Source organism: Vibrio sp. 10N.222.47.A9 (assembly GCF_963872585.1).
Taxonomy (GTDB): domain Bacteria; phylum Pseudomonadota; class Gammaproteobacteria; order Enterobacterales; family Vibrionaceae; genus Vibrio; species Vibrio splendidus.
This window is the reverse complement of record NZ_CAWNBB010000054.1, coordinates 22,664-34,898: the sequence shown is the minus strand read 5'-3', so window position 1 is coordinate 34,898 and position 12,235 is coordinate 22,664. Positions and strand designations below refer to the sequence as shown.

Here is a 12,235-nt window from a genome sequence, read left to right as displayed (position 1 = left end):
TATTATTCGTGCCCTTGCAAGATCTCTTCAGCTAAATCACTCAATTTTTCATCCACTACTTTTCCCCAAAAAATCTAAAAATAGCACTTGTTTTGCTGTATGTTTTATAATCGTCAAAAGTTATACAATAGTGATATTTTGATACAAATCTTTTAAATACATTACCTTACCTCAGATTTTTATATTCTCAGATTTATCCCAATTATTGTTGTTAAAGTTTCACGCACACACTTATCCACAATTTTGGTGGATAACTAAAGAAAGGCTAAATCCGGTAAGGCGTCCAAGAAAGTAAAGTTTTTTATATTATTTTTTTCTGCTATTTTTTATTGACAGAAATTCGGACTATTATTAGAATTTGCGTCGCTAACAAGCAATTCCCCTTTAGTTCAGTTGGTAGAACGGCGGACTGTTAATCCGTATGTCGCAAGTTCAAGTCTTGCAAGGGGAGCCAAATTCAAAGAAGCCGCATCACTCGATGCGGCTTTTTGCGTTTTAGCGGTTTGGGAACGTATTCGACTCGCAGCTTTCCTTCTCTTTTTGATAGTTCTGAGCACCAAAATCCACAAATATGACCCTATTCTTAGGAAGCAAATCGAGCTCAATTCAAGAATGATCTTATGAAAGATCCAATTCAACTACTCCTACAAACTTGTCTCACGAAGTAAAAATTGGCCGTCTATACTTACGGTAACTTTAATAATCAATCGATTACCTGATGTTTTTTTCACCAAGTGTCTAAATCCCTAGTGATCCTTGGTTGTTATTAGGTAAGCAAAGCAGGATAATATCGGGATCGGAATCTCAAGAATTAATCCATTATGACCGAATACCTTTTGTTGTTGGTTGGCACAGTGCTGGTCAATAACTTTGTGCTAGTGAAGTTTTTAGGGCTATGTCCTTTCATGGGAGTCTCCAAGAAACTGGAGACTGCGATTGGCATGGGCCTCGCGACGACTTTCGTTCTGACGTTAGCGTCGGTATCTGCATACCTAGTAGAAACCTACATCCTTACCCCTCTGGGTATTGAATACCTGCGTACCATGAGCTTTATCTTGGTTATCGCGGTGGTTGTTCAATTTACGGAAATGGTCGTTCACAAAACCAGCCCAACACTATATCGCCTATTGGGGATCTTTCTGCCGCTTATCACCACCAACTGTGCGGTATTAGGTGTGGCACTTCTGAACATCAATGAAAACCACAACTTCATTCAGTCAATCATCTATGGTTTCGGTGCTGCGGTTGGTTTCTCGCTTGTATTGATCCTATTTGCTGCAATGCGTGAGCGTATTGCGGTTGCTGATGTTCCAATGCCCTTCAAAGGCGCATCGATTGCGATGATCACAGCTGGCCTAATGTCTCTGGCATTTATGGGCTTTACTGGGTTGGTGAAATAAGCATGAGTACCATTTTAATTGCGATCATTGCGCTAGCCGTTTTAGCCGCTGTTTTTGGCGCTATTTTGGGCTTTGCTTCTATCCGCTTTAAAGTGGAAGCCGATCCTATCGTTGATCAAATCGACACCATTTTACCGCAAACTCAATGTGGTCAGTGTGGCTACCCTGGCTGTCGCCCATACGCAGAGGCGATCGCTAACGGAGATAAGATCAACAAATGTCCTCCGGGCGGCCAAGCAACCATTGAGAAGCTAGCAGATTTAATGGGCGTAGAAGTTGAAGACTCCGCTCATGACTTAGATAACAAAGTAAAAACCGTTGCCTTCATTCATGAAGATATGTGTATCGGCTGTACCAAGTGTATTCAAGCCTGCCCTGTTGACGCCATTGTTGGTGGTACCAAGGCACTGCACACAGTAATCAAAGATGAATGTACAGGTTGTGATCTATGTGTCGCACCGTGCCCTACTGACTGTATCGAAATGATTCCAGTGGCAACAACGACTGAAAATTGGAAATGGCAGATGAACATCATTCCTATTACTGATATCACTAACCAAGTAACTGATGCGACCGCGTCAGAGCCTAAGGCATAGGGTTAGTATGATCTCTTTAATTGAACAAATTCGCACGGGCTCTATTTGGAACTTCCCGGGCGGTGTGCACCCTGCTGAAAACAAGAAACAGTCGAATACTACTGATATCGTGCATGCAAGGCTTCCTGAAGAAATCGTTCTTCCAGTGAAACAGCACATCGGTAAGCCTGGTAACTTGTTGGTTGCTGTCGGTGATGCCGTACTAAAAGGTCAACAACTGACGGCCTTAGAGACTGGCTTCACTTTGCCCGTACATGCACCAACATCGGGTGTGATTACCGCTATTGAACCACGAACCACCGCTCACCCTTCAGGCTTGAGTGATGTGTGCGTGGTGATTAAACCTGATGGCCTAGACTCTTGGGTTACAAAACACCCGGTTGAAGATTTTTCTACAAAGACATCCGATGAACTGCTTGATGTGATTCGCCAAGCTGGTATCTCAGGCATGGGGGGCGCAGGCTTCCCTACCGCCAAAAAGCTTCAATCAGGTCTAGGTCGTACCGACATTTTGATCGTCAACGCTGCTGAGTGTGAACCTTACATCACCTCAGATGACAAGTTGCTGCAAGAGCATGCCGAAGAAGTATTGAAAGGCATCGAAGTGGTTGAACACATCCTTCAACCAAAGCTGACGGTTATCGGCATTGAAGACAACAAACCAGATGCGATAAAAGCACTTGAGATTGCAGCGAAAGACAAAGGTATCGTCATTCGTGTTATCCCAACTAAATACCCTTCTGGTGGTGAGAAGCAACTTATCAAGATTCTCACCAACAAAGAGGTTCCAGCTGGCGGTATTCCTGCAGATATTGGTGTTTTGGTTCAGAACGTCGGCTCTCTTTACTCGATTAAGCGAGCGGTAATTGACGGCGAACCTGTGGTTAACCGCGTTGTGACATTAACCGGTAAAACCTTTAAGCAACCTCGTAACGTTTGGGCGCTATTAGGCACACCAGTACATGAGTTACTTGAAGAGTTTGGCTACAAAGCAGATAAAAAACTGCCGCGTTTAATTTTGGGCGGCCCGATGATGGGCTTTACCTTGCCGCATGCCAATGTGCCAATCACCAAAACGTCGAACTGTATTTTAGCGCCAACGCGTCGTGAGATCTCACCAAGCACTTACGAGATGGAATGTATTCGTTGCAGCGCGTGTGCTGAAGCTTGTCCTGCGTCTCTACTTCCTCAACAACTGCAATGGCACGCCAAAGCCAACGAGTTGGATAAGTGTGAAGAGCTGAATATTAAAGACTGTATTGAATGCGGTGCTTGTGCGTTTGTCTGCCCAAGTGAAATCCCTCTTGTTCAATACTATCGCCAAGCGAAAGCTGAAATCAAAACAAGAAAAGACGAAGCAACAGCTGCAGAACGTGCCAAGATTCGTTTCGAAGAGAAAAACGCTCGTATGGAGCGTGATAAAGCCGAGCGTGAAAACCGCTTCAAGAAAGCTGCTGACAACCGCCGTAAAGATATGAAGTCTGCGGATGGTGATGATGCGATTGCAGCTGCGATTGCTCGCGTTAAAGCTCAAAAAACAACAGCAGACCAAACACCTAATGCAGAACCAGCAGTGAAACCTGCGGTAGCCGCTGCGATTGCTAAGGCAAAAGCGAAACAAGCTGCAGCTCAAAAAGCAAACGACGCCGGACCTGATAACTCTGAAATGTCTAAGTTACGAGAAGAGCGTAAGAGACAAGCTAGAGAACGTAAGGCACAACAAGCTGCAACGGATAATCCAGCAGAGAACTCTGGCGATACTAAGAAAGATGCTGTCGCTGCGGCTATTGCTCGCGCTAAAGCCAAGAAAGCTCAACAAGCGGAGTCAGCGTCTGAAGCTTCAGCTGAAAGCTCTGGCGACGCTAAGAAAGATGCCGTCGCTGCAGCTATTGCTCGCGCTAAAGCCAAGAAGGCTCAGCAGGCAGAATCTGCTTCTGAAGCTCCGGTAGAAAAATCAGGTGACGCTAAGAAAGACGCCGTCGCTGCTGCTATTGCTCGTGCTAAAGCGAAGAAAGCTCAACAAGCAGAATCAGCTACTCAAACCGCAAGTGAAGCTCCGGTTGAAAGCTCTGGCGACCCTAAGAAAGCCGCTGTTGTTGCAGCCATCGCTCGCGCTAAAGCCAAGAAAGCTCAACAAGCGGAGTCAGCTACTCTAACCGAAAGTGAAGCTCCGGTTGAAAGCTCTGGCGATACCAAGAAAGATGCAGTCGCTGCGGCCATTGCTCGTGCTAAAGCCAAGAAAGCACAGCAAGCTAAACAAGACCAAACAGCAGAAACTCCTGAGCCAGTGATTGAAGTTGAAGCTGAAATTCAATCAGAGCCCGTCGATCCTAAAAAAGCTGCCGTTGCCGCTACAATAGCTCGCGCTAAAGCGAAGAAAGCACAGCAAGCTAAGCAGGTCGAAGCAGAAGCAACCGCTCCTGAAGCTGTAGTTGAAATTGAAGTGGAAGCTGAGATTCGATCAGAACCAGTCGATCCTAAAAAAGCAGCTGTTGCTGCCGCAATTGCTCGTGCTAAAGCAAGAAAGGCGCAGCAAGAGCAAGACAAAAAGAATAATGAGGAGAAAGAGTAGTGGCCTTCTTTATCGCCAGCTCACCGCACGCACACAATCGTAGAAGCACCCCAGATCTCATGAAATGGGTCGCTATTTGTGCATTGCCAGGTCTACTAGCTCAAACCTACTTCTTTGGATGGGGTACGCTCATCCAGTTAGTATTTGCTATTGCACTTGCTGTTACCTTTGAAGCCGCTGTAATGCTGCTAAGAAAACGTCCGCCAGTGATGGCATTACGTGATTACAGCGCTGTTGTGACCGCTTGGCTACTCAGTGTCGCGATTCCGCCACACTCTCCGTGGTGGATTCTCGTGATAGGTATGTTCTTCGCGATTGTCATCGCAAAACACCTTTATGGCGGCCTTGGGCAAAACCCATTTAATCCAGCGATGGTCGCTTACGTTGTTTTGCTTATCTCATTCCCAGTTCAAATGACCAGTTGGAATGCGCCGACCAGTTTAACGGCTGAAGCTACGAGCTTTGTTGACTCATTTTTGATGATCTTTACTGGCTTCAATAATGAAGGTTTATCTCTGCAACAAGCGCGTCTAGGTATTGATGGCACCACGATGGCAACGCCACTCGATGCCTTCAAAACCGCATTAACGGCAGGTAACACAGCTTCTGAAGCTCTGTCTCAACCGCAATTTAGCTGGTTAGCTGGCGTGGGTTGGGAATGGGTAAACCTTGCTTACCTTGTTGGTGGCCTAGTGTTGATTAAGCAACGTGTGATTCAATGGCATATTCCGGTAGCTTTCATCGGCAGCCTTGCGCTGTTTAGCCTGGTATTCTTAATCTTAACTCCAGGTGAAACCGCTTCGCCAACCATTCACCTATTGTCTGGCGCAACCATGCTTGGTGCATTCTTCATTGCAACCGATCCGGTTTCAGCCTCGACGACAGTGAAAGGTCGCTTGGTATTTGGCGCTCTGATTGGCGGGTTAGTCTTTATTATCCGCAGTTGGGGTGGCTTCCCTGATGGTGTGGCGTTTGCTGTATTGTTAGCCAACATGTGTGTTCCACTGATTGACTACTACACCAAACCTCGTACTTACGGCCACTAAGGAGCGGATACCATGCTAAACGCAATTAAGAAAAATGGCCTTGTACTCGCGATTTTTGCGTGTGCTTCAACAGGTTTGGTCGCGGTAACTCACTACCTGACCAAAGACCAGATTAAGCAGCAAGAACAGGCTCAGTTACTGTCTGTGCTTAACCAAGTTATCCCGCACGATCTGCACGATAATGAACTATTTTCAGCCTGTACTCTGGTTCAAGCAGAAGAGCTGGGCACTGAACAAGCAATGCCGGCTTATATTGCTACACTCAACGGTGAACCTAGCGCGATTGCAATCGAAGCCATTGCTCCTGATGGCTACAATGGTGCAATAAAAGTAATTGTTGGGATGAAAATTGACGGTACCATTTTAGGTACACGTGTGCTTTCCCACAGGGAAACTCCGGGGTTAGGCGATAAGATTGACCTTCGAGTGAGTGATTGGATACTCTCTTTTGCAGGTAAACAAGTAACCGAGTCGAATCTTGACCGTTGGAAGGTTCGTAAAGATGGTGGTGATTTCGACCAGTTTACCGGCGCAACCATCACACCAAGAGCGGTCGTTAAGTCCGTCAAACAGGCGGTTCAATACGTTAACCAAAACAACCAAGCATTGCTTGCTCAACCTCTAAATTGTGGTGGTGAATAATGAGTGACCATAAAACACTGATTAAAAATGGCATGTGGGCCAATAACCCTGCTCTAGTTCAGCTTCTTGGGTTGTGTCCGCTGTTGGCTGTCTCTTCGACAGTGACAAACGCACTTGGCTTAGGTATTGCCACCTTGCTTGTATTGGTCGGTTCGAACGTTTCTGTCTCTTTGGTTCGAAACCATGTGCCAAAAGAAGTTCGTATTCCAGTATTCGTGATGATCATTGCTTCACTGGTAACCTGTGTTCAACTACTGATGAATGCCTACGCATACGGGCTTTACCTATCTTTGGGTATCTTCATCCCACTGATCGTAACCAACTGTATCATCATTGGCAGAGCTGAAGCCTTCGCGTCTAAAAACGAAGTGCTACCTGCTGCTCAAGATGGTTTCTGGATGGGCCTTGGCATGACATCGGTACTGGTTGTATTGGGTGCGATGCGTGAGGTTATTGGTAACGGAACCCTATTTGATGGCGCAGACTTGCTCCTTGGTGATTGGGCTTCGGTATTGCGCATCCAGATATTCCAATTTGATAACAGCTTCTTGTTAGCCCTGCTACCACCAGGTGCCTTTATTGGTGTTGGTTTCTTGATTGCTTTGAAAAATATCATCGACAACCAAGCTAAAGCTAGACAGCCCAAACAAGAAAAACCAGCTATTGAACGCGCTCGCGTTACCAATGCCTGATAGGTTACAGTAGCTTAAACCCTGCTGAGTAACTCAACCGCTCAGCAGGTAAATAGATAAACCAAGTACACATAATAATGACGCTCATAAGAGCGCGTAACCGATGATAAAGCCTGAACCATTGCGGAACTTGTTATTTTAAAACGAGTAAGTTTGAAAGAACTCCGCCGGAACTCAAGCCCTAACTATTTGAAAGTAATGTCGCTATGAACAATGTAAAACGAATAGAAATACTTGAGCGTTTAAGAGAAAACAATCCCAAGCCAGAAACTGAGCTTAACTGGAACAGTCCTTTCGAGTTGCTGATCGCCGTGCTCTTATCTGCGCAGGCAACCGATGTCAGCGTCAACAAAGCCACTGATAAGCTTTACCCTGTGGCTAATACTCCACAGGCTATTTTCGACCTAGGTGTCGATGGCCTAAAAGAGTACATCAAGACCATCGGTCTGTTTAATTCGAAAGCAGAAAACACCATCAAAACGTGCCGTATGCTGCTTGACCTACACAATGGTGAAGTACCGGAAGATCGCGCTGCATTAGAAGCTCTTCCAGGCGTTGGTCGTAAAACAGCCAACGTAGTGTTAAATACTGCATTCGGTTGGCCAACCATTGCCGTTGATACTCACATCTATCGTGTATCAAACCGCACTAAGTTAGCGATGGGTAAAACCGTCGACGATGTCGAAGCCAAGCTGCTCAAAGTTATTCCCAAAGAATTCAAACTGGATGTCCACCATTGGCTCATTCTTCATGGACGTTACACCTGTGTCGCGCGTAAACCACGCTGTGGCAGCTGTATCATTGAAGACCTGTGTGAGTTCAAAGAGAAAACGGACGTCTAGGCTCATAAGCTGTTAGCCCTAAGCGAAAGAAGCTAACAGGCCTATTGGCCAAAAAGCGCCGCGTTTATCTAGCGGCATAAAACAGAATTACAAAAACGTATACATAATTAACGCTAGGAGCAAATCATGTCAAACGGTCGTATTTTACACACCATGCTGCGCGTGGGTGATCTAGATAAGTCTATCGAGTTCTACACCAATGTAATGGGCATGCAGCTATTACGTAAGAACGAAAACAAAGAGTACGAATATACGTTGGCTTTCGTTGGCTTTGGAGACGAATCTCAAGGCGCTGTGATTGAGCTGACTTACAACTGGGGCACGACTGAATACGACCTTGGCTCAGCTTTTGGTCACGTTGCTATCGGTGTTGATGACATCTACACAACGTGTGATGCAATAAAAGCAGCAGGCGGTAACGTAACGCGTGAAGCTGGCCCTGTTAAAGGCGGCTCTACACACATCGCATTCGTTAAAGATCCTGATGGCTACATGATTGAGCTGATTCAGAACAAACAAGCAAGCGCAGGTCTAGAAGGTTAAACCCTCAACCTCTTTGCGAAGTTGGGCTTGAACGCCTGATGAAATGAAAAAAAGAAGCGAGCACTGTGCTCGCTTCTTTTTTATGTTTCCACGCACGAACAATACCCTTCACCAATTATTATTAACAATCTCACCAATGAAACTTTACATGATAATGATTATCATTTAAATTAACCACCTATTGATTAGTGAGGCAATACAATGATTAGCGAATGGGAAAAACACACGTTACTTGCCGATACTGCATTGCAGCTCGACGATCCTGTACGAAGTATTCTTCACTATCAGCAAGCACTGAACTTAAGCGAAGAAATCACTGAGCGTACCGATATTCAGGCTGACGAACGCCTACTGATCTCAGTGATCTCTTGTCACAATCTTGCGCAATTCTGGCGATGGGCTGGTGATACCGAATACGAGCTCAAGTATCTTCAATTGGCTTCAGAAAAAGTGCTGACACTGATCCCGCAGTGCCCTAACACTCAATGTTCCAGCTTTATCGATTCTATTGGTTGCTGTAAGAAAGCGCTGATCGATTTCATGAAACGCCATCCCAATCCTAAAATTGCTTCTATGGTAGAAAAGATCGATACCGCGACCAACTGTGAAATGATCGCTCGTTTCCGCTTGAACTAAACGAGTTACGTTTAGACAATGGCTCCAAATTTTAAAGACAAAAAAGCCCGTCATTACGACGGGCTATCTGATTTCAAAACAAGCAATTATTCTGATTAAACCTGCGTACGACCTAAAGAGATAACAACGCGTCGGTTCTTGTCTTTACCAATTGGCGAATTGTTGTCTGCAATCGGGCGACGTTTACCATAGCCCTGAACTTGGATACGATCTTCTGGCAAGCCTAAAGATTTGAAGTACTCTCTTAACGATTCCGCTCTGCGCTCTGAAAGGTTTTGGCTAATACCTTTGCTGTCGACAGAATCGGTGTACGTTGCCACCAGCACAAGATCGATGTCTTGGTTATAGCGAACGTAATCGGCGATCTGGCTCAGCCTTTTGCGCGACGACTTGTTCAGCTGATCACTATTACGGTCGTAGTGCAAAATAGTGAAAGAGATATCTTCAAAGCTGTAAGGCAACAGGTTAGCAACACAGTCACTGAACACATTGTATTTTTCTTGGAATAACACCGACGACAGCGACACTTCGATTCGCTGATCTCGGCTCTGCCACTCTTGGTAACTGAATGTCGGGTAGCGACCTTTCTCCAACTCACTCAAAATCCCCCAAGCTGTTTGACCACCGACGTAGCCATCAAATTGTTGGAAGAACTTAATGGTTGTCATGCGATCAGCACTTTCACCCGGACGCCAAGGTGGCGGCATCGAAATCAAGCTGACATTACGCGTAGCACCCATTGGGCGACGCATTTTAAGCTCAAAGTCCAAAATGATTTTTTTACTCGCGCGAGATGAGAACTCAGCATCACCAAAATTTGGGATAGGGTGAACCAAGCGGCATTCGAGTGGCGTGTTGGCCACCATCTCCCACTTTGACTGTTGAGGAGATGCTCCATAACGCTTTTCTTGTGCCATTACTGGTAACGACATAAGTAGCGAAAATAGCATTGAACCTGTTATGAGTTGTTTCTTCATAAAGTGGAGTATCTCTTAAGCAATTCGTTTAACAATGCAGCCAATTGCCGCATTTTTCTCTCACGTTTAAATATGCAATTATCAAGCCGCAATGGATTAGGTAATTTATGATTTATTGCCCTTCCCTAGTTTTTATCACTGCTATTATCTGCAATAATGCAGCCTTAATCACACTTATTTGGGCTAACATGACTGTAGAAAACGAAGCTCTGACCCTAAAAAAACGCTTTCGCGGCTATTTTCCAGTGGTCATCGACGTGGAAACCGCAGGGTTTAACGCTGAAACCGATGCATTATTAGAAATCTGTGCCATTACATTAAAAATGGATGAGAACGGAGATCTGCACCCTGCATCAACGCTTCATTTTCACATTGAGCCTTTTGAAGGCGCAAATATAGAGCAGGCAGCATTAGACTTTAACGGAATTAAAGACCCATTTAGCCCATTACGTGGTGCTGTGTCGGAACAAGAAGCCCTTAAAGAAATCTACAAGCTAGTGAGAAAAGAACAAAAAGCTTCAGATTGCAGTCGCGCAATCATGGTTGCTCACAACGCTACATTCGATTTGAACTTCGTTAATGCAGCAAGTGAGCGCTGTAAGCTTAAACGCGTCCCTTTCCATCCATTTGCTACTTTTGACACTGCAGCTCTTAGTGGTCTTGCCTACGGTCAAACCGTTTTGGCTAAAGCTTGCCGCACTGCAGGGATGGAATTTGACAACAAAGAAGCACACTCTGCTTTGTATGATACGCAAAAAACCACAGAGTTATTTTGCGGCATTGTAAACAAATGGAAAGCCCTTGGTGGTTGGCCTCTTGTTGACGAAGAATAAAAAATAGAGTCGGTAAACGTTCACTCGTATTGCCTTCATAAAAAACACAACATCCCGAGAATAATATGAATCCTGTTGTAATTTCAGTTTGCATCATGCTTGTTTTAGCTTTGATGCGCGTAAACGTAGTCGTTGCTCTCACGTTCAGCGCAATTATCGGTGGCGTAGCCTCTGGTATGGGCTTGAACGACGCAGTCGCGGCTTTCGAAAGTGGATTAGGTGGCGGTGCAACTATCGCACTTAGCTACGCTATGCTTGGTACATTCGCTGTTGCTATCTCACGTTCTGGTATCACAGACCTGCTTGCTCAAAGCGTCATTAAGCGTATTCACGGTAAAGAGAACAGTGCAGCATCTAATGGTCTAAAATATGGCATCCTAGCGTCTTTGATCCTAGTGACCATGTCTTCGCAAAATGTAATCCCTGTACATATCGCCTTTATCCCAATCTTAATCCCACCTCTATTAGGCGTATTCGCAAAAATGAACCTAGACCGTCGTCTGGTTGCGTGTGTGCTGACTTTTGGTCTGATTACACCTTACATGGTGTTACCGATTGGTTTTGGTGGCATCTTCCTAAACAACATCCTGCTAAAAAACCTTCACGACAACGGTCTTGAAAACGTAGTAGCAAGCCAAGTACCAATGGCGATGTTGTTACCGGCTGCAGGCATGATCTTTGGCCTTCTTACGGCCGTGTTCTTTACTTACCGTAAGCCACGTCAATACAAAGAAACGTCTCATACTGTTGTTTCAACCGAAGTGAAAGAGATCAACAAGAAGCACATCCTAGTGGCTGCTGCTGGTATTGTTGCTGCGCTAACGGTTCAACTATCGACAGGTTCTATGATCATCGGTGCTTTGGCTGGTTTCATGGTATTCACCTTCGGTGGTGTAATCGCTTGGAAAGAGACACACGATGTCTTCACTAAAGGCGTTCACATGATGGCAATGATCGGTTTCATCATGATCGCAGCGGCAGGTTTTGCGGCAGTTATGAAGCAAACAGGTGGCGTTGAATCTCTGGTTGAAGCACTTTCAACCAGCATTGGTGACAACAAACCTCTAGCGGCACTGCTTATGCTAATCGTTGGCCTATTGGTAACAATGGGTATCGGCTCTTCGTTCTCTACGATTCCAATCCTTGCGACTATCTACGTTCCTCTAGCGGCAGCATTTGGTTTCTCACCAATGGCAACGATCGCTTTAGTAGGTACAGCTGCAGCGCTAGGTGATGCGGGCTCTCCTGCTTCTGACTCAACATTAGGTCCAACATCGGGTCTTAATGCTGATGGACAGCATGAGCACGTTTGGGAAACCGTTGTACCGACATTCTTACACTACAACATCCCACTGATCGTATTCGGTTGGGTTGCGGCTATGGTTCTGTAATTGGGTTCTTTAGCTAAGAATCAATACGCAATAAACCGTAAGTAGTAAGCTGTAAGCTGTAAGCT

Annotated in this window: 12 protein-coding genes and 1 tRNA gene; 12 read left to right on the top strand and 1 reads right to left on the bottom strand. The window is 45.4% G+C overall.

Going from position 1 to position 12,235, the window contains the following annotated elements:
• Positions 1–378: 378 nt before the first annotated feature.
• The 10 genes from AACT19_RS17430 (at position 379) to AACT19_RS17385 (ending at position 8,969) form a co-directional block, all read left to right on the top strand.
• Positions 379–454 (top strand) — tRNA-Asn (locus AACT19_RS17430).
• Positions 455–821: 367 nt separating this feature from the next.
• Positions 822–1,400, top strand: coding sequence for an electron transport complex subunit RsxA (gene rsxA / locus AACT19_RS17425; protein WP_004734039.1), 579 nt, complete (start codon positions 822–824; stop codon positions 1,398–1,400).
• 2 nt (positions 1,401–1,402) lie between these two features.
• Entirely contained in the window at positions 1,403–1,996 is a 594-nt protein-coding gene (gene rsxB / locus AACT19_RS17420) for an electron transport complex subunit RsxB (RefSeq protein ID WP_076647731.1), read from the top strand.
• Between the two features lie 7 nt (positions 1,997–2,003).
• Positions 2,004–4,568, top strand: a complete 2,565-nt coding sequence (gene rsxC, locus AACT19_RS17415) for an electron transport complex subunit RsxC (protein ID WP_076647728.1) — start codon at positions 2,004–2,006, stop codon at positions 4,566–4,568.
• Positions 4,568–5,614, top strand: a complete 1,047-nt coding sequence (gene rsxD, locus AACT19_RS17410; RefSeq protein ID WP_004734042.1) for an electron transport complex subunit RsxD — start codon at positions 4,568–4,570, stop codon at positions 5,612–5,614. The genes rsxC and rsxD overlap by 1 nt, the downstream gene beginning before the upstream one ends.
• Positions 5,615–5,626: 12 nt before the next feature.
• Positions 5,627–6,256 carry an electron transport complex subunit RsxG gene (rsxG, locus tag AACT19_RS17405; protein WP_017085651.1) on the top strand — a complete coding sequence of 210 codons (630 nt, stop codon included), beginning with the start codon at positions 5,627–5,629 and terminating at the stop codon, positions 6,254–6,256.
• On the top strand, positions 6,256–6,948 hold the full coding sequence (locus AACT19_RS17400; protein WP_004734044.1) for an electron transport complex subunit E: 693 nt from the start codon (positions 6,256–6,258) through the stop codon (positions 6,946–6,948). Before rsxG ends, AACT19_RS17400 begins: the two co-directional genes overlap by 1 nt.
• A 206-nt stretch (positions 6,949–7,154) precedes the next feature.
• Positions 7,155–7,790, top strand: a complete 636-nt coding sequence (nth, locus tag AACT19_RS17395; RefSeq protein ID WP_076647724.1) for an endonuclease III — start codon at positions 7,155–7,157, stop codon at positions 7,788–7,790.
• 126 nt (positions 7,791–7,916) lie between these two features.
• Entirely contained in the window at positions 7,917–8,333 is a 417-nt protein-coding gene (gene gloA, locus AACT19_RS17390; protein ID WP_004734046.1) for a lactoylglutathione lyase, read from the top strand.
• 201 nt (positions 8,334–8,534) lie between these two features.
• Positions 8,535–8,969, top strand: a complete 435-nt coding sequence (locus AACT19_RS17385; RefSeq protein ID WP_004734047.1) for a DUF2753 domain-containing protein — start codon at positions 8,535–8,537, stop codon at positions 8,967–8,969.
• 95 nt (positions 8,970–9,064) lie between these two features.
• On the opposite strand, the gene motY is transcribed toward AACT19_RS17385, so the two are convergent.
• Positions 9,065–9,946, bottom strand: coding sequence for a flagellar protein MotY (motY, locus tag AACT19_RS17380; protein WP_017080932.1), 882 nt, complete (start codon positions 9,944–9,946; stop codon positions 9,065–9,067).
• Between the two features lie 188 nt (positions 9,947–10,134).
• Here motY and rnt point away from each other — a divergent pair, with 188 nt between their 5' ends.
• Positions 10,135–10,779, top strand: a complete 645-nt coding sequence (gene rnt / locus AACT19_RS17375) for a ribonuclease T (protein WP_017061178.1) — start codon at positions 10,135–10,137, stop codon at positions 10,777–10,779.
• A 65-nt stretch (positions 10,780–10,844) separates the two neighbouring features.
• Positions 10,845–12,170 carry a Na+/H+ antiporter family protein gene (locus AACT19_RS17370; RefSeq protein ID WP_017079305.1) on the top strand — a complete coding sequence of 442 codons (1,326 nt, stop codon included), beginning with the start codon at positions 10,845–10,847 and terminating at the stop codon, positions 12,168–12,170.
• Positions 12,171–12,235: the final 65 nt, after the last annotated feature.

What these genes read in the sequence shown, in the direction of transcription:
- AACT19_RS17370 (WP_017079305.1), top strand. Translation starts at nt 10,845, where the DNA reads ATGAATCCTGTTGTAATTTCAGTTTGCATCATGCTTGTTTTAGCTTTG.
- AACT19_RS17400 (WP_004734044.1), top strand. Translation starts at nt 6,256, where the DNA reads ATGAGTGACCATAAAACACTGATTAAAAATGGCATGTGGGCCAATAAC.
- rsxA (WP_004734039.1), top strand. Translation starts at nt 822, where the DNA reads ATGACCGAATACCTTTTGTTGTTGGTTGGCACAGTGCTGGTCAATAAC.
- rnt (WP_017061178.1), top strand. Translation starts at nt 10,135, where the DNA reads ATGACTGTAGAAAACGAAGCTCTGACCCTAAAAAAACGCTTTCGCGGC.
- motY (WP_017080932.1), bottom strand. Translation starts at nt 9,946, where the DNA reads ATGAAGAAACAACTCATAACAGGTTCAATGCTATTTTCGCTACTTATG.
- rsxC (WP_076647728.1), top strand. Translation starts at nt 2,004, where the DNA reads ATGATCTCTTTAATTGAACAAATTCGCACGGGCTCTATTTGGAACTTC.
- nth (WP_076647724.1), top strand. Translation starts at nt 7,155, where the DNA reads ATGAACAATGTAAAACGAATAGAAATACTTGAGCGTTTAAGAGAAAAC.
- rsxB (WP_076647731.1), top strand. Translation starts at nt 1,403, where the DNA reads ATGAGTACCATTTTAATTGCGATCATTGCGCTAGCCGTTTTAGCCGCT.
- AACT19_RS17385 (WP_004734047.1), top strand. Translation starts at nt 8,535, where the DNA reads ATGATTAGCGAATGGGAAAAACACACGTTACTTGCCGATACTGCATTG.
- gloA (WP_004734046.1), top strand. Translation starts at nt 7,917, where the DNA reads ATGTCAAACGGTCGTATTTTACACACCATGCTGCGCGTGGGTGATCTA.
- rsxG (WP_017085651.1), top strand. Translation starts at nt 5,627, where the DNA reads ATGCTAAACGCAATTAAGAAAAATGGCCTTGTACTCGCGATTTTTGCG.